We start from the raw sequence: 16,089 nt of genomic DNA on the forward strand, positions 1-16,089 counted from the left end.
ACAGCCCGATTGCAGGCCAAACGTCGATCACCGAGGCGATTTGCCGCTTGAAGCTTGCCTGCTGCCCCTCTAGCATGCCCGTTTTTACCGAGGATTAGCCCCCTATGCCGTTCCAGCAAGGTCTGCTCGCCAAACCCGTGCCGGCCCACGCCCGTCACCTGTTCTTCTCCCTGCACTCGGTCGAGGCGCTGCCCGCCGTGCTGGACGCCTTGCTGCCGCAAGTCGATGGCCAGAGCCTGATCCTTGGTGTGGGTACCCCCTTGGTCAAGGCGCTGGGCCGCGACGTGCCGGGCCTGCGCGCCTTCCCGCAGTTGGATGCCGTGGTCGAGAACCCCAGCACCCAGCACGCCCTGTGGCTGTGGTTGCGTGGCGCGGAGCGTGGCGAGCTGTTCCTGCAGGCCCAGGCGTTGGAGCAGATGTTGGCCCCGGCGCTATGCCTGGTCGATAGCGTCGACGGCTTCCTGCACCGCGGTGGCCATGACCTGAGCGGCTATGAAGACGGCACCGAGAACCCGGTGGATGACGACGCCGTCGAGGCTGCCATCGTCGCCAGCGAGCAGCCGGGTCTTGCCGGCTCCAGCTTTGCTGCGTTCCAGCTGTGGAAGCACGACCTGAACTACTTCAAGTCGCTGCCCCAGCAAGAGCAGGACAACATCATTGGCCGTCGCCTAAGCGACAACGAAGAGCTGGACGACGCCCCCGCATCGGCCCATGTCAAGCGCACCGCCCAGGAAAGCTTCGCCCCTGAAGCTTTCGTCGTGCGTCGCTCGGTGGCCTGGGCGGACGAGCGTGGCGCCGGCCTCGCGTTCGTGGCCCTGGGCCATTCGCTGGATGCCTTCGAGGTGCAGCTGCGACGCATGAGCGGGCTGGAGGATGGCATCATCGATGGCCTGTACCGCTTCAGCCGTCCGCTGACCGGTGGCTACTACTGGTGCCCGCCGATGGGCGAGGCGGGGCTGGATCTGAGCCTGTTGCTGCAGGCCTGACGGCAACGGCCGCCGGCGAAGCTCGGCGGCCTTTCGTTACGCGCATCCTCCATCGGTGAATTGCGCCTCTTCGCCCCTTAGCCTGATCCCGTGCACTCTCTAGTGCTGCTGAGGGCTTTCCCCTGCATAGAAACAAGCTTGGCGCGCCAAATAAGCGCTCGCCGCTTATTTAATGCCACCGGTCTGGCAAGTGTCCTAATAAAGCGAATCCCCTTAAGTGGCCGTACTCCCACGTTATGTACGGCCCGGCGCCGTGCATCCCTTCAGCCACAAAAGGTGAAAGACCATGGCTAACAAAGAGACCAGCAAAAGCGGCAGCCAGGGCGGATCGAAAAACCCAGGCAACTTCGCTAACGACCGGGAGAAAGCCTCCGAAGCCGGCCGCAAAGGCGGGCAGCAATCCGGCGGTGGCCGGTCGAGCGACTCCAGCCGCAAGGGCGGCCGCTCGTAAGCAAGGCAACGCAGTGCCGGGCCTGCCTGGCACTGCGATCAACTGGCCAGGAGGACACGCCATGCGAATAGCTCCAATGCTTTGCCTGTTGTGCGGCCTGACGCTGCTCGGCGGCTGTTTCGATCGCGACGACGACCACCCGGCGAAGGATGCTGACCCCAGCAAGCCTTCGTTGCAAATGCAACAACCTGACAAGTCGGCCACCGAGCCTGCTCCCCAATCGCAACCGATGCCATCCCAGGATCCAGACAATTGATCGCGAGGAGTAAGGCATGAGGGTGATGACCTGCGAGACCGCCGTCCCGGTGACGCCGGCCCCGGTCCCGAGCCAGAGCCTGGAGCGGCGCTACCAGGCCTTGTTGGCGGGGCGATGCACCGATGGCCAGCAGTGGCTGGAAGACCAACTCGATCGCGCCGACGCGCTGTCGGATGATCTGCCTGCTTCTCCTGCGCAGCTGGACCACTGGTCCGCCTGCCGTGCCGCCAGCGTGGCCGAGCAGTACGCGTTGTATCTTCAGACACGGCGTCAAGGGGGGGCGCGCCGCTACTTTGCCAATCGATCCCAGGCTTTGTGGTTTTTGCAACAGGTTGCGCCGACCAAGGCTGTCGACGGTGCTTGGCTGCAGGGTGTCCTGCATCATTGGCATGACCCGCGCTACCACGGCCTGATCCGTACCTACCTCGAAGAACTCGGCGAGGGCGACCCGCGTTGCAATCATGTGCTGATCTACCAGCGGCTGCTCAGTCGTGTGGGGTGTCAGGAGCTGTTGCCCTTGCCCTCGGCGCGTTATCTGCAAGGCGCCCTGCAATTGGCTTTGGGACAGCACTTCGATGCCTTCCTGCCTGAGGTGATCGGCTACAACCTGGGCTATGAGCAACCCCCGTTGCATCTGTTGATCACCACCCATGAACTGGCGGAACTGGGTATCGATGGCCACTATTTTCAACTGCATGTGACCATCGACAATGCCGCCAGCGGTCATGCCCGCAAGGCGATCCATGCGCTACGCCAACTCTGGCCGGGGCAAGAGGATGAGGCGTTCTACCGACGCGTCCGGCGTGGCTACCGCCTGAACGACCTTGACACCGACACGCCCAGCCTGATCGCCAGCTTCGACCTGGAGGGCGAACTGCTCGCTGCCTTGGAGCGCAAGCGCCTGTTCGGTCAGCGCATGCATTCAGACCATTGCCGGTTGCAGGGGCGCACCCTCAACCAGTGGCTGAGCGCTCCGGGCGCCATGCCGGGCTTGCTCAAAGCGTTCGAGCAGCACGGTTGGGTGCGCCGCGGCGAAGATCCAGCCAACAGCCGCTTGTGGAAATTGATCGAGGGGCCTGACGCGGCCATGTTCGGCGTGTTCAGCGCCTACGAGAAGCAACTGTGGCACGACTGGATCGCCCAGCACTGGGAAGGCAACGCTGTGCGTCGCGTACTGCCAGGCAGTTGGCAGCTCGACTTCGCTCCGGATGATGCGTCGCTCGAGCAGGCGCCGGTGCAAGACCTGATCGCGCGCATGGCCGGCAATGGCCACGCCTCGCCCGAGGGGCTGCGCGCCACCCGCGCCTACATCCAGGCCACTGGCCTTGCCCAGGAGGAGCCCTACTGATGCAACTGAACCCGGAACAGGTCCAGGCCGATCAAGCCCTGCTGCAACTGGGGCGACGCCTGCGCGCGGACGGCTATCGCTTTACCTGCGTGACCCCTGCAACCCATGCCCGCAACAACGCCCGTGTAGGCAGCGAGCGGGCCCGCACGCTGCGCGACGTCTTCGGTTGGAGCCGGCCATTTGCGCCTGGGTTGATCTCGGCCGATGAGTTGCAGCAGTTGCAGGCGGCCCAGGTATTGGTGGGCGAGGGCGATCTGCTGCGCAGCACCGTGCGCTGGTCCAGCCTGGACGACTTGCTGCTGGTGCATTCGGCGTTTCCCACCGACGCCAGTGATGCGGTGTTCTTCGGCCCGGACAGCTACCGCTTCGCCCAGGTCATTCATGACCACCTGCAGCGCACCCCGAAACCCGTGCAACATGCTGTGGACATCGGCTGCGGCACCGGCGTCGGCGCCTTGCTCATCGCCCGTGCCGCGCAGCATGCGCAGGTCAGCGCGGTGGACATCAACCCGCAGGCCTTGCGCTACACCGCCATCAACGCGGCGCTGGCCGGTGTGGGCAATCTCTCGGTGGAGCCGAGCGACCTGCTCGACGGTATCAGCGGCACATTCGACCTGATCGTGGCTAACCCGCCTTATATGCTCGATGCCAGCGAACGCGTGTATCGCCATGGTGGCGGGGCGCTGGGCGCGCAGTTGTCCTTGCGGATCGTCGAACAGGCATGTGAGCGCCTCAGTCCAGCAGGCACTTTGCTGCTCTATACGGGGGTGGCCATCGTCGAGGGACGCGATGCCTTGCTCGAAGCCATCCGCCTGCGCCTGGCAGGGCCGCAATGGAGCTGGGTATACCGGGAAGTGGATCCGGACGTGTTCGGCGAACAATTGCTGGAACCGGGCTACGAACGGGTCGAACGCATCGCGGCGGTGGCCCTGACCGTGACACGCAATGGGTGAGGGCGTGCAGCAGCCTTTGAGTTTTGGCATCGAGGAGGAATACCTGCTGGTGGACCTACGCAGCGCGCGGGTGCTGGCCACCCCTTCGCTAGCGGTGGCCAGGCGCTGCCGAGAAGTCATGGGCAAGTATTTTGCCGAGGAGATGTTTCGCAGCCAGATCGAAGTCGCCTCGCCGGTGTTCACCCACCTGCACGAGGCGCAGGGCTTTCTGCTCGACAGCCGGCAGCGCCTTGGCGAGGCATTGGCCCAGGAAGGTATTGGCCTTTACTGCGCCGCCAGCCATCCCAGCGCCCAGTGGTTGCGCCAGCGCGCCCGGGCCACACCGCACTATCGCCAAGTGTTCGATGACTACCAGCACGTGGCCCGGCGCAGCCTGTTGTCCGGGCTGCATGTTCATGTGGGCGTGCCCCCCGGGTGCGATCGGATTCAGCTGATCAATCGCTTGCTGTACTGGCTGCCGCTGTTTCTGGTGCTGAGCACTTCATCGCCCTTGTGGGGCGGCCAGGATACCGGCTTCATGAGCTATCGACGTGTGATCTGCGCCGAGTGGCCGCACATGGAGCTGCCGGAGCCATTGGCGGATTGGGAGGCGTACCAGCGCTACCGGGCTTTGCTGGAGCGTACCGGTGCTTTGGCAAAGGAAGGGGACTTCTGGTGGGCGATTCGCCCGTCGCGGCGGTTTCCCACGGTGGAGTTGCGCATCTGCGACGCCTGTCCACGGCTGGAGGATGTGCTGTGTATCGCTGGCCTGTTCCGTCACCTGGTACAAGGCCTGGCGGTGGACCACTACGACGCCACGCCGGTCAACCGTGAAGTGCGCTGGATCACCCAGGAAAACTATTGGCGGGCCAAGCGCCATGGTCGGCACGTGCAGTTCATTGGCGTCCACGATCAGGCGCAGGTGACTGCCGAGGGCTGGCTGGCCCAGCTGCTGGCGCAGTTCCCGGCGGACACGCTGGATGCCCAGCGTGCAGCGCTAGAGGCCCAGCGCATCCTGCGCGAAGGCACCAGCGCGGACCGCCAGCTTCACTGCCTGGAGCAGGCCCGCAGTAGCGGGCGCGACGTGCGCCAGGCCCTGCACGCGGTGGTCGACCAGGTGTTGGCAGAAGGCGCCCAGCAGAGCGCTTCGCACCCCGTTGGCGGGTAAACCTGCGAAGAAGACGCCGGGTGTTTAAGCAAACGCCAGAGATCTGGCTTATTGCTCTTTGATGATCGAAATCTTGCCGTTGCGTTCGACAATGGCGTAGCGGATCTGCTCTACCGTCTCGATACCCTGGCTGTCGCGCGCCGATTCGAGGACATCATCCTCGGTCAGGCGGGCCTTGCGCATTCGCCCATGCAAAAAACGCCCGTGCTCGACCACCAGCGTGGCATGGCCATCCAGCACCCGGGCCAGGCGCCTGGAATTGAGCTTGGCCAGTGACAGCCCGACGTCCAGCACGATCAAGGTGGCGATCACCAGCATGGCGTTGATGAAGGAAAAGTCTTCGCCCAACAAGGCCTGTTGGGTCGCTTCGCCGATGATCATCAACAAGACGAAATCGAAGGTGGTCAGGTCGCTCAGGGAGCGGCGACCGGCGATGCGAAACAGCAGCATCAAGGCAAGGTACATGCCGGCGGCGCGCAGAATCGAGTCCATGGCAGCCCCCTAGGGATAGATGAAACTGGAAAAGTGCGCCACGCTGTCCGGCCCTAGGCTCACACGGCCTTGCAGACTGCCAGGCGTGTCGGCGCGCAGGGTCAGGTACAACATCGCGGTGCCGTCGGTACCGGTCTCCAACTGCAGCGCAAGCCCCTGGCCCGCGGACCGGGAGCGCAACGGTTGGGGCTGCAGGGTCTCGAGGCTCGCTTCGCGAAACAGCTCTCCATCCAGCAGGACCTGTACCTGCCCGTTATGCGGGCCACGTACCGTGATCTTCAGGTGTTCCGTCACGCCGCTGCGGCTCAAGCGCGCGTATTGCACCTGCACGCGTCCATCGGCGCTGCTGGCCTGGCCCTGGCTCAACGGGCCACGGCCAAACAGCCCCGCCAGGGCCAGCAGCATCACCAGGGACAGCACGTACCAGCCGACCCGCTCGAAGCGCCAGACCCGCTGCTGCATGGCCATGTTTTCCTCGACCGGCTGGTGGCGTGAGCGCTGTTCATCCTCGGTCATGGTCAAGACTCCGCTCAGGCGCGTTCGCCGCGCAACCAGCGTTCGTGGTAGTGCAGCAGCCGCGTCAGGCCATACAGCGCACCCTGGCGCAACACTTCGGTGCGATCGCCGAAAAAGCGCTGGCTGCGGGTGAACACGGCAATCGATTCATCCTGAAACGCCCAGGCAAAGCACAAGGTGCCTGGCGCGATACCGTCGGTGCCGTCCGGGCCGGCCACGCCGGTGGTGGCGATGGCCACGTTGGCAGTGCTGTCCTTGAGCGCGCCGAGGGCCATTTCCCAAGCTACGGCCTCGCTGGTCAGGCCGTAGCGTTCGATGGTCACCGGGCTCACCCCAAGCAGCCGTTGCTTGGCCTTGGGTGAATAGACCACGTAGCCGCTTTCCAGCGATTCCCCCACACCGGGATGTTCCGCTAGCAACGCGACCATGCGCCCGGCGGTGCAGGATTCGGCGGTGGTCAGCACCAGGGCGTGTCGTTTCAGGTAATCCAATACGTGCTGCACAGGGTCTTCGCGCATCGGGGTTGTCTCGTTGGAGCCTTTTGCGATGGACGCCGGCCTCGGGCAAATGGTTCAGACCGTTGCGCCTTACCACCCGTCGGTGCGTATGACGGGCCGAACAAACCTTAGATCCTGACACCGCCTCGAAAGCTGTAGTGACCCATCGATTGGCCAAGTGAGGAGGCGCACCATGCCCAACAAACCCCGCGACCAGTTCAGCATGCAGAACCCGCTGACTCAGTATCCGCACCCGCCATTTCCCGACCAGACCCAGGCCCCACCGGGGCTGGATGCGAACATGCAGCCCAAGCCCGACCACGGCGAAGACACCTACAAAGGCTTCGGCCGCCTGGCCGGACGCAAGGCGCTGATCACCGGTGCCGACTCTGGGATCGGCCGCGCCGTGGCGATCGCCTTTGCCCGCGAGGGGGCTGACATCGCACTCAACTACATGCCCATCGAGCAGGCCGACGCGCGCGAAGTGATCAAGCTGATCGGGGCCGAAGGGCGCAAGGCCATCGCTCTGCCGGGCGATCTGAAAGACCAGCGTTTCTGCAGCGAACTGGTCGATCAGGCCCACGAGCAGTTGGGCGGCCTGGACATCCTGGTCAACGTTGCCGGCAAGCAGGAGGCCCGCAAGGACATCAGCCAGATCAGCCACGAGCAGTTCGATCACACGCTCAGGACCAATGTCTATGCGTTGTTCTGGCTGTGCCAGGCAGCGGTGCCGTTGATGCCGGCCGGCGCGACCATCATCAACACCGCCTCGATCCAGTCCTACCAGCCGTCGGCCACCTTGCTGGACTACGCCACCACCAAGGCTGCCATCGTGGCTTTCACCAAGGCCTTGGCCAAGCAGGTGATCGAGCGCGGCATCCGGGTCAATGCCGTGGCTCCGGGGCCGATCTGGACCGTGTTGCAACCTAGCGGTGGCCAGCCCCCAGAGAAAATCCCAGAGTTCGGCTCGCAGACCCCGATGAAGCGCCCCGGCCAGCCAGCGGAGTGCGCGCCCCTGTATGTGCTGCTGGCTTCCCAGGAGTCGAGCTACATCACAGGTGAGGTGTTCGGTGTCACTGGCGGCAACCCGCTTCCATGAGCCGGCGCGAGTAAACCTTCCCGGCGCCGTGCAGTCCTTGAAAGTAAGGGCCCTGTAGGTGCTCAGGGCCAAGGAGGTGGCTGATGAGCTTCATCTGCCTATTGCGCGGCTGCCAGTGGGGCGCCGTCCTGGCCTGTGAATTCCCCGGGCTGCAGTGCCAATGTTGCGAGCGCTGTGGCGCGTTGCGCTACTGCCGGCCCGGGCAACCGTTTGAACCTGGAACCTAGGAGCTAAGCCATGGCCCGGGCAATCTGGAAAGGCGCGATCAGTTTCGGTCTGGTGCACATCCCGGTCAGCCTCAACACGGCGGTGCGCACCGAGCGTGTCGACTTCGACTGGCTGGACAAACGCAGCATGGAGCCGGTGGGCTACAAGCGCGTGAACAAGGTCACCGGCAAGGAAATCGACAAGGAACACATCGTCAAGGGCGTGGAGTACGAAAAAGGCCGTTATGTGGTCATCAGCGAGGAGGAAATCCGTAACGCCCGTCCCGAGGCGACCCAGACCATCGACATCTTCTCGTTCGTCGATGCCTCCGACATCCCGTTGCAACACTTCGACACCCCGTACTACCTGAGCCCCGACCGGCGCGGCGGCAAGGTCTACGCACTGTTGCGCGAGACCCTGGAGAGCACCGGCAAAGTGGCCTTGGCCACCGTGGTGCTGCATACCCGTCAGCACCTGGCACTTCTGCGGCCGCTGGAGGAGGCACTGGTGATGATTACCTTGCGCTGGCCTGAAGAGGTCCGTGGCCTGGAGACCTTGGAACTGGACAAAAGCGTCACCGATGCCAAGGTCGACAAGCGCGAGCTGGAGATGGCCAAGCGCTTGGTCGAAGACATGAGTGGGCCCTGGACGCCTGAGGACTATCACGATGCGTTTCGCCAGACCATCCTGGACCTGGTCGAGGAAAAAGCCGCCAAGGGCAAGATCAGCGTGGTGGAGAAGGGCGAAGGCGCGGCGGTGCAGAAGGGGGCCGATATCGTCGATCTTACCGAACTGCTCAAGCGCAGCCTCGGTGGTGGCAAGAAAGCCGCACCGGAGAAAAAGCCGGCCAAGCGTTCGCGCAAGGCCTCCTGAACGGGGGCCGCATCGCGGTCCATCGCAGGCTACGCCAGCGCCCACGACAGCTGAGTTCGCGCACCTTCGTGGCGAGCCCTGCAATGGTGCGCGAAGTGGCCCTTGTCATCCGGGGACCGAACCCTCCAGGCTCGCCAGGTAATCCCCAAACCCTTCTCGGGCCCTGCTATCGCGCCGGCTGCTGGTGGCTACGCTATGTCGGGCCGTCCAGACGATCTGCGCGCCGCTGGCCTCCAGAGCCCGCACCAAGTGTACGTCCTCATGGGCGGGCAACGGCGCGAACCCGCCTGCGCGCTCATAAGCCTGGGCACACACACCCAGGTTGGCGCCATGGACATGCCGGTGGCCCTCCCTAGCTTCGTAGCGGTTGCGGTAATGCTGGCGCAAGGCAGCGCTTTGCCATGGTTGCCAGCGCTCGACGTGCACGGTGCCGCACACTGCATCGGCTGCGAATTGCAGTTGAGACAGTAGCCAGTGCGCCGGTACCCGGCTGTCGGCATCGGTGAACGCAAGCCATTGCGCGTCGCGCTCGAGCATCCATGCCGCGCCCGTGCGGCGGGCGATGCCGACGTTGCCCGCATCCACCGCCAGGGTTGCCACACCATGGCGGAAGGCAATCGCGGCACTGGCGTCGTTGCAGCGGTCGAGCACCACCAGTATCTGCACCGTGCGGCCAGTGCGTTCGGCCTCGAGGGCGGCGCGTTTCACTGCGCGCAGGCAATGCCCCAGGCGCCGCGCCTCGTTGTGGGCGGGGATGACTACGCCGATCATGGGCAGGTCTCGTCCAGGTCCACCACGCTGGGCTGGCACGACCAATATTCGAGCAGAAAATCCGCCTCTTCATGACGCAACACTGGGTACAGCGGTAGGTGACGGGCGATCAGCTCGTGCACTTCGCGACCATCCTGCGGGCAGCCGACGATCGGGTGGCGCCAATGGCAGGCGAGCAAGCCGCCGTCATGGCTGAGGCTGGCCACCGATTGTTCGATTACCTGCAGCCAGTCGGTCGGGTCCAGGTAATAGCCGATCTCGCTCAGGACGATCAGGTCGAACTGGCCGCCGGGCCAATCGCCCGGCAGGCGGCCTTGTTCGACCTGAACGTGGGTGGCAGTCGCCAGGCGTTCGCGGGCAAGGCTCACGGCCGTGGCGTCGATGTCCTGGCACAGGAGCGTGGCGCAACGCTCAGCCAGCAGAATGCTCAGCTCGCCGTTTGCGCAGGCGGGCTCGAAGATGCGCCGATAACACTGTTGCGGCAGGCTGGCGAGCACCAGCTCGCGCTTGCGCCGCTCGTACCAGCGGGTGCGGAAAGCCCAAGGGTCGTCGCTGGTGGCGTACAGGTCGGCGAAATACTGCGCATCGAGGCTCATGGCGACTCCGTTTCCATTCAAAGCAGAACCAGTTCAAAAGGCTGCAACAGGCACTCCAGCAAGGTGGGCTTCAATACTGGCGCTCGTTCGCCGTCAGGCTGCAGTTGGCTCAGGTGCGCGGACAGCGCCTGGCGCTTGCGGGCCAGGCGGGTTTCATCCAGTGCGATGCGGTGCGCACGCGGCCAAGGCAGGCTAGGATCGTCTGCGCGGGCCCAATGCCACGCCCAGATAGGCACCTCGGCCAGTTGTACCTTGCGGGCCTGGCAGGCCTGGGCGGCAGCGCGACCGACCGCTTCGTGATCGGCATGCCCGTCACCGCGCCAGGTCGTCAACAGCAGGTCGTCGGCCTTGAGCAGCTGACCAAGGTGATTGACAAGAAAAGCTTCGTCGCGGGGCACTGCACCATCCTTCAGGTGCAGGCGCTGCCAGTCCAGCTGGGCAAGATCTAGGCCCAGCAGCTGCAGTGCCTGACGGCTTTCCAGCGGCCGATGCCGGCGCAGGCGGTGCTCGGTCCACTGGCTGGAGCCAGGGTGACTGGCCTCGCCGTCGGTGACGGAGATCAACAGCAAGTCGTGCTCGCGCCCGGAAAAGCCTGCGAGTAGGCCTCCGGCCATGAGGATTTCGTCGTCCGGGTGAGGGGCCACCAGTACCAGGCGCCGCCCGGGTGGGCACAGTTGATCAGGCGTGATCCACGTGGCCCGGGCCAGATGCGCGGCCTGTTGCCACTGACTCCAGGGTGTGCCGCTGCTGCTACTGATCGGGTCGTCGGTCATAGCTGCCATGCTCCGGCCGGCACCTGGGCCAGTTGTTGCCCGAGCGCTGCCAGGTCCCGTTCGGCATGGCTCTGGCGCAGGAACACCGGCAGGTCGGCGCTCAACCGGGCGAAGTGGCTGCTGCGGCAAAAGGGTGTGGCACCCAATGCTCGGCCTACATGGTGGATGACCTGCTCGACCGCGTGCTCGACCTGGGCGCGGGTGCGGCGCACCTCGAAGCTGGCGTCGGCGGTCGGCTGCCGGTCGATCCATCCGGCGCATTCGCGCAGCGCAGCGCGAGCGCCGTACAGCGCGGCATCCACCGCACCCAGGTGTGCCTGGGCGTGAGCGTCCGGTGTCGGCTTGCGGCAATGCTCGCGCAGGTAATCCGCCAAGGCCTCGGCTGCGCCGTACCAGCAGGCGGCGATCCCAGCGCCGCCGTGCCAGAACCCAGGACGCTGGAGGTATTGCCCGGGGCGGCCCACGGCAATCCCCGGTGCATCGTCGAACCTGATCTCCACGCTGGTAGTGGTGGCCATGCCCACGGCTTGCCATTGTTCCACCTGGATACGCTGGTTGGGATGGGCCAGTTCGATCGCTACCAGCTGCGGTTGGTCGTCATCACCCCAGGCCGTGATCAGTGCCCGGTCGATCTGCAACGCACCGGAACACCAGGCTTTACATCCACCCAGTCGTACCTGATCGTCATGACGGGCGAGGATGCGGGCCCGGGCATCCGGCGGCTCTGCGGCCCACACGCCCCAGACGCCGTCGCCGACCAGGTGCGGCGCACCACATTCGGCGAGGATTGCCAGGGCATCGGTGTGCCCTTCGTAGAGCTTGGCCAGGGCCAGGTCGCAGCCGGCAATGCGGGCGAGGGTCTGCCAGCGCTGTAGCGTGTGTCCTTGACCGGGCAGTGGCAGCAGGTCGAGATGATCGGCCTGCAAGGCCTGCATCAGTACAGGCAATTGGGTATCTAGGTTCAACGCCTGTGGGCGTTCGGTGAACGTGCGCAGCAGGCGGTCGAGGTTGGTCAGGTCGAAATCCTGGATGATGCTCATGCACTGGGCTCCCCCGTGGTGTTCTTCTTCCAGCCGCGCAGGTTCATGGCGCACAGGCAGAACTGCAGCACGATCAAGGCCCAGGCCTGTACTTGCCAACCCCAGATCACCCACAGCACGTTGCTGCTGATGAAGCAGCAAAAGCCCGCCCGGCGTCGACGTGGCTGCCGGGAACCGATGCACCAGGCGGCCAGCACGGTCAGCAGCATGGCGGGCCATTGCAGAAGATCGAGCAGCACCGCCATCAGTTCAGCCCCATCTGCTTGCGCATGCGCGCGGTGATCGACTGGCGTGTCTTTGCAAGATCAGCCCAAGGGTCGTCGACTTCGGCCAGACGCTCGGCCAGGTTGCCGATGTGCCATTGGTTGGCGCCCTTGAGCTGCGGTAACTCCTCGCGCCAGATCGGTACAGACACCGGCAGGCCCTCGCGAGCGCGCAGGGAGTAAGCGCTGACCGTGGTCGCGCCTTTGCCGTTGCGCAGGTAGTCGATGAAGATGCGCCCGACCCGGTTCTTGGGGCCGGACACTGCGCTCAGGCGCTCGGGGAAGAGCCGGGCCAGGTATTGGACGATGGCGTGGCTGAAGTCTTTGACCTCATCCCAGCCTGCGCGGCGCGTCAGCGGCACCACCAGGTGCATGCCTTTGCCACCGCTGGTCTTGAGAAACACTTTCAGCCCCAGTTCGTCGAGCAGGGTGAGGGTCAGTTGCGTGGCTTCCAGCATGGCCTTCCAAGGCAGCGCCGGGTCCGGGTCCAGGTCGAGGACGAAGCGATCAGGTTTGTCGAAGTCCTTGTCGGTGCCGTTCCAGGTGTGCAATTCGAGCATGTTCATCTGCACCGCACCCAGAAGGCTTTCGGCACTGTTGAGGATCATCGCCGCCTGGCCAGCCTGGGCCTTGCTGTAGCTCACCACGTCTGGAATGTGCAGTTGCCCGGCGTTTTTCTGGAAGAACAGCTCGCCGCCCAGGCCCTCTGGGGCACGCACCAGGGCCACGGGGCGATCCTTGAGCTGCGGCAGGATCCACGGCGCGACCTGGGCGTAGTATTCGGCGACCTGGCGCTTGGTCACGCCGCTGCTGGCATCGATCACCCGGTCCGGATGGGTCAGGCGCAGGTCGCCGAGCGTGGTCTCGGGTGAGGGCTTGGCGACGCGGGTCTTGGGCATGGCGCGCTCCAGGTCGATGGCGGTGGCGGGCTTGTCATCGCGCAGGCCATGGAACACCGAGTGGCGCACCACGCCGTCACGGGTCATCTGGGCATAGGCGACCTCGGCCAGCAGCTGGGGTTTGAGCCAGTGCACCCCGCGGGCATCGGCACCGGTCGGCGGCTTGGCCAGGGCGGGCTTGTCCACCTCCAGCGGCTTGAGTCGGGCGTGGATGCTGTCCAGTGTGGTGGTGCTAAAGCCGGTGCCGACCTTGCCGGCGTAACGCAGCTGGCCGCTGTCGTTGTCATGCAGGGCCAGGAGCAGGGCGCCAAAGCCGTTGCGACTGCCCTTGGGTTCGGTATAGCCGACGATCACGAACTCCTGGCGTTGTTTGCACTTGAGCTTGATCCAGTCGCTGCTGCGCCGGCCGCTATAGGGGCTGTCGGCGCGCTTGCCGATCAGGCCTTCGAGTTCCAGGCGACAGGCGCTGTCGAGCAGCGAGTCGACGGGCTGGTCGAAGTCGGCCGAATACTTGACCTGCTCCGACTCACGGCCCTCCAGCAATTGCCGCAAGGTCTCGCGTCGATCCTGCAACGGCACTTGGCGCAGGTCCTGGCCGCCGAGAAAGGGCAGGTCGAACACGTAATAGGTGATGCGCTCGTCATGCTCGGTATCGAAGGCGTTCTGCAGCGCCTGGAAGTCGGCCAGGCCGTTTTCTCCGGCCACCACCACCTCGCCGTCGAGCCAGGCGGACTTGAGCTTTAGATCGCGCAGGGCCTGCACCTGGTGCGGCATCTTCGCGCTCCAATCGTGGCCATTGCGGGTGAACAGGCGCACCTGCGACCCCTCGATACGGGCGAGGATGCGGTAGCCGTCGAACTTGACCTCGTAGCGCCAGTCGCCGGCCGGCGGAGCATCCACCAGCGTCGCCAGTTGCGGTTGCAGATGGTCGGGTAACTCGGCTTTCTTGGCGCTGGCTGCCCGTGCTCGGGGGCTGGCCGCGCGCTTGGCTGGCGTTGCCTGGGCCTTGGCCCGGCGCGGAAGCAACGTGCGCTCGCTGAGCACGCTGTCGGGCTGGGCTTCGACGATGCTGTAGTCGCTTTCGCTGCGGGCTTGGTCGTCGTCGGACTTGACCAGCATCCACTGCTCCTTCTTGCCGGCCAGGTGGGTGCGGAACAGGTTCCAGACCCCGGCGAGCTTCTCGCCTTGCAGGCGGAAACGCAGCTTGCCCTTGGCATAGGCACTGCGAGGATCACCTTCCGGCTCCCAGACACCTCGGTCCCAGACGATGACATCGCCGGCCCCGTAGTGCCCTTCGGGGATATGTCCTTCGAAATCGGCGTAGTCGAGCGGGTGGTCCTCCACATGGATGGCCAGGCGACGGACCTTGGGGTCCAGCGAGGGGCCCTTGGGGATAGCCCAGCTCTTGAGGGTGCCGTCCAGCTCCAGGCGAAAGTCGTAATGCAGGTGGCTGGCGTCGTGTTTCTGGATGCAGTACTGCAGGGCATGCGCCGGCTGCCGCCGGGAGCGGGTGCCAGCCGGCTCGGGCGTGGCGTTGAAGTCGCGCTTGCGCTGGTACTCCTGCAGGGGCTTGGCCATGACGGGCTCCGGAGGGTTCGCGGGTCTCTAGAGGTGGGAGGGAGCGTCGCGCTTGAGAGTTCAGATTTTTTACCGCGACTGCGCCGCCGGGCAGAAAGTCTGAATCATTGTCCGGCCCCGGCAGTCGACCGCATGAACCCACCTGACGGAGAGCCCAGATGCCCCAGCCAGACGATCCGAAAACCAGGACCCCGGTTGAAATCGACGACACCGAGGACCGGATGGGCAGTGTGCGTGAGCTGGATTTCAGCGACCGCCAAGACGAGCGCGAAGGCCGCGCGGGGGACGAGCGTCCGGCCCAAGAAGTCGCCCAGGAGTACCCACCAGAACGCGTGGCCGAAAGCGGCATGACCGGCGGCGAAGCCCTGAGCGACAGCCTCCATGAAGACAACGTCACCCTCGACGACCTGAGCCCGGACACGCTCTACGACCAAACCGGCGCCCGTGACCCGCACGAACCCGGCGCCGGCGACCCGGCAGACAAGACCCTGCGCAGGGTGCAAGAGCACGAGATCGGTGGTGGCATTGGCCTGGACGAGGCCGAACTGGCCCGCTCCGCCCCCCTGGATGGCGAGCCATGGACCGACGAGGTTTCGCCGATCGATGAAGACGATGAAAGGAGCTGACCATGACCGAGCAACGTTGTGCCTGTAATCATTGTTCCTGCACCGTGGATGCCAATGCGATCCTGCAGGATGACAAAGCCTACTGCTGCCAAGCCTGCGCCACCGGCCACCGCAATGGCGAGCCATGCCGCATGGCCGATTGCAACTGTGCCGAGATGGTCCAGCCCAAGGAAACCAACGTGGATAACGCGCTGGACGAAACCTTCCCGGCCAGCGATCCGATCTCGCCTTGACCGTCGTGGGGGGGGCCGCCAGGCGGCCCCCTTGCTCAGGCCGCCCGCCGCAACGCGTCGATCAGCTCAGCCTTGCGCATGGTCGAGCGCCCCGGGATGTGCTGCTTGCGCGCTCGGTCCATCAGTTCGGTCTTGGTCATGTCTTCCAACTGCTGCCCAGGCCGAGGCACGCCACGGCGCGTTGCCGCAGCGCGTTTGGCCGACGATTCACGGGACTTTTGCTTGGCCTGAGGGCTTTTCTTCTGGCCGGAGCCGCCCTTGCGCTCCCCACCGCCCGACTGTTTGTTGACCGTGGCCCAGGCGCGGGACTCGGCTTCGTCCTTGGACACGCCCTTGGCTTCGTAGCTTTCCTCGATGTGCTCGGCCTTGCGTTTCTGTTTGTCGGTGTATTTGTCTTTGTCTCCACGTGGCATGGCGGTTATCTCCCTGGTATTGGAAATCGCTGTCGACTACTACGGCTGAACGCTCGCCAAGCCCCGTCGTTC

Annotated in this window: 20 protein-coding genes and 1 pseudogene; 11 read left to right on the plus strand and 10 right to left on the minus strand. The window is 65.0% G+C overall.

Translation table 11 applies throughout. The features are described 5' to 3' along the window. Positions 1–104: 104 nt before the first annotated feature. From HMPREF3173_RS12530 to HMPREF3173_RS12555, 6 genes and pseudogenes are all read left to right on the plus strand, one after another. The gene (locus tag HMPREF3173_RS12530; protein WP_070573468.1) at positions 105–986 is read left to right on the plus strand and encodes a Dyp-type peroxidase; all 882 of its coding nucleotides are present in this window, start codon (positions 105–107) and stop codon (positions 984–986) included. A 331-nt stretch (positions 987–1,317) separates the two neighbouring features. Continuing rightward, positions 1,318–1,437, plus strand: a pseudogene (locus HMPREF3173_RS12535) (KGG domain-containing protein); the annotation flags it as partial. A gap of 61 nt (positions 1,438–1,498) precedes the next feature. Next, the gene (locus tag HMPREF3173_RS12540) at positions 1,499–1,693 is read left to right on the plus strand and encodes a hypothetical protein (RefSeq protein ID WP_070573470.1); all 195 of its coding nucleotides are present in this window, start codon (positions 1,499–1,501) and stop codon (positions 1,691–1,693) included. Positions 1,694–1,709: 16 nt separating this feature from the next. Beyond that, on the plus strand, positions 1,710–3,041 hold the full coding sequence (locus HMPREF3173_RS12545; protein ID WP_070573472.1) for an iron-containing redox enzyme family protein: 1,332 nt from the start codon (positions 1,710–1,712) through the stop codon (positions 3,039–3,041). After that, on the plus strand, positions 3,041–3,994 hold the full coding sequence (locus HMPREF3173_RS12550; protein ID WP_070573474.1) for a methyltransferase: 954 nt from the start codon (positions 3,041–3,043) through the stop codon (positions 3,992–3,994). The genes HMPREF3173_RS12545 and HMPREF3173_RS12550 overlap by 1 nt, the downstream gene beginning before the upstream one ends. A gap of 4 nt (positions 3,995–3,998) precedes the next feature. Further along, positions 3,999–5,141: a carboxylate-amine ligase gene (locus HMPREF3173_RS12555; protein WP_070573855.1), complete on the plus strand. Its 1,143-nt coding sequence runs from the start codon at positions 3,999–4,001 to the stop codon at positions 5,139–5,141. 48 nt (positions 5,142–5,189) lie between these two features. On the opposite strand, the gene HMPREF3173_RS12560 is transcribed toward HMPREF3173_RS12555, so the two are convergent. From HMPREF3173_RS12560 to HMPREF3173_RS12570, 3 genes are read right to left on the minus strand one after another with little or no spacing between them, the layout of a single operon-like run. Next, complete coding sequence (locus HMPREF3173_RS12560) at positions 5,190–5,633, minus strand: DUF421 domain-containing protein (protein ID WP_043214504.1); 444 nt, start codon at positions 5,631–5,633, stop codon at positions 5,190–5,192. A 9-nt stretch (positions 5,634–5,642) separates the two neighbouring features. Then, positions 5,643–6,149 carry a hypothetical protein gene (locus HMPREF3173_RS12565; RefSeq protein ID WP_070573476.1) on the minus strand — a complete coding sequence of 169 codons (507 nt, stop codon included), beginning with the start codon at positions 6,147–6,149 and terminating at the stop codon, positions 5,643–5,645. 14 nt (positions 6,150–6,163) lie between these two features. Further along, positions 6,164–6,667 (minus strand): CinA family protein, encoded by a 504-nt coding sequence (locus HMPREF3173_RS12570; RefSeq protein WP_043214498.1) that lies wholly within the window; start codon positions 6,665–6,667, stop codon positions 6,164–6,166. Between the two features lie 172 nt (positions 6,668–6,839). Here HMPREF3173_RS12570 and HMPREF3173_RS12575 point away from each other — a divergent pair, with 172 nt between their 5' ends. From HMPREF3173_RS12575 to HMPREF3173_RS12580, 3 genes are all read left to right on the plus strand, one after another. Continuing rightward, positions 6,840–7,745: an SDR family oxidoreductase gene (locus HMPREF3173_RS12575; RefSeq protein WP_070573478.1), complete on the plus strand. Its 906-nt coding sequence runs from the start codon at positions 6,840–6,842 to the stop codon at positions 7,743–7,745. A gap of 83 nt (positions 7,746–7,828) precedes the next feature. Further along, positions 7,829–7,972 carry a PSPA7_2676 family Cys-rich small protein gene (locus HMPREF3173_RS25190; protein ID WP_305885080.1) on the plus strand — a complete coding sequence of 48 codons (144 nt, stop codon included), beginning with the start codon at positions 7,829–7,831 and terminating at the stop codon, positions 7,970–7,972. A gap of 10 nt (positions 7,973–7,982) precedes the next feature. Next, a complete protein-coding gene (locus HMPREF3173_RS12580) occupies positions 7,983–8,825 on the plus strand; it encodes a non-homologous end joining protein Ku (protein ID WP_070573480.1) in 843 nt (280 codons plus the stop codon). 105 nt (positions 8,826–8,930) lie between these two features. Here HMPREF3173_RS12580 and HMPREF3173_RS12585 read toward each other — a convergent pair whose 3' ends face one another. The 6 genes from HMPREF3173_RS12585 to ligD are packed head-to-tail and all read right to left on the minus strand — an operon-like array spanning position 8,931 to position 14,745. After that, a complete protein-coding gene (locus HMPREF3173_RS12585; protein ID WP_070573482.1) occupies positions 8,931–9,596 on the minus strand; it encodes a glycosyltransferase family 2 protein in 666 nt (221 codons plus the stop codon). Further along, the gene (locus HMPREF3173_RS12590; RefSeq protein WP_043214493.1) at positions 9,593–10,192 is read right to left on the minus strand and encodes a class I SAM-dependent methyltransferase; all 600 of its coding nucleotides are present in this window, start codon (positions 10,190–10,192) and stop codon (positions 9,593–9,595) included. The genes HMPREF3173_RS12585 and HMPREF3173_RS12590 overlap by 4 nt, the downstream gene beginning before the upstream one ends. 17 nt (positions 10,193–10,209) lie before the next feature. After that, a complete protein-coding gene (locus tag HMPREF3173_RS12595) occupies positions 10,210–10,965 on the minus strand; it encodes a PIG-L deacetylase family protein (RefSeq protein ID WP_070573491.1) in 756 nt (251 codons plus the stop codon). Then, complete coding sequence (locus HMPREF3173_RS12600) at positions 10,962–12,005, minus strand: acyl-CoA dehydrogenase family protein (RefSeq protein ID WP_070573493.1); 1,044 nt, start codon at positions 12,003–12,005, stop codon at positions 10,962–10,964. Before HMPREF3173_RS12600 ends, HMPREF3173_RS12595 begins: the two co-directional genes overlap by 4 nt. Next, a complete protein-coding gene (locus HMPREF3173_RS12605; RefSeq protein ID WP_070573495.1) occupies positions 12,002–12,250 on the minus strand; it encodes a hypothetical protein in 249 nt (82 codons plus the stop codon). The genes HMPREF3173_RS12600 and HMPREF3173_RS12605 overlap by 4 nt, the downstream gene beginning before the upstream one ends. Beyond that, positions 12,250–14,745 carry a DNA ligase D gene (gene ligD / locus HMPREF3173_RS12610; RefSeq protein ID WP_070573498.1) on the minus strand — a complete coding sequence of 832 codons (2,496 nt, stop codon included), beginning with the start codon at positions 14,743–14,745 and terminating at the stop codon, positions 12,250–12,252. Before ligD ends, HMPREF3173_RS12605 begins: the two co-directional genes overlap by 1 nt. A 158-nt stretch (positions 14,746–14,903) precedes the next feature. Here ligD and HMPREF3173_RS12615 point away from each other — a divergent pair, with 158 nt between their 5' ends. Together HMPREF3173_RS12615 and HMPREF3173_RS12620 are read left to right on the plus strand one after the other, a co-directional pair. After that, entirely contained in the window at positions 14,904–15,371 is a 468-nt protein-coding gene (locus tag HMPREF3173_RS12615; protein WP_070573500.1) for a phosphotransferase system, HPr-related protein, read from the plus strand. Positions 15,372–15,373: 2 nt separating this feature from the next. Then, the gene (locus HMPREF3173_RS12620) at positions 15,374–15,604 is read left to right on the plus strand and encodes a metallothionein (RefSeq protein WP_070573502.1); all 231 of its coding nucleotides are present in this window, start codon (positions 15,374–15,376) and stop codon (positions 15,602–15,604) included. 35 nt (positions 15,605–15,639) lie between these two features. On the opposite strand, the gene HMPREF3173_RS12625 is transcribed toward HMPREF3173_RS12620, so the two are convergent. Next, positions 15,640–16,017, minus strand: coding sequence for a Rho termination factor N-terminal domain-containing protein (locus tag HMPREF3173_RS12625; RefSeq protein ID WP_043210592.1), 378 nt, complete (start codon positions 16,015–16,017; stop codon positions 15,640–15,642). Positions 16,018–16,089: the final 72 nt, after the last annotated feature.

It is taken from the genome of Pseudomonas sp. HMSC08G10 (assembly GCF_001808425.1).
Taxonomy (GTDB): Bacteria; Pseudomonadota; Gammaproteobacteria; order Pseudomonadales; family Pseudomonadaceae; genus Aquipseudomonas; species Aquipseudomonas guariconensis.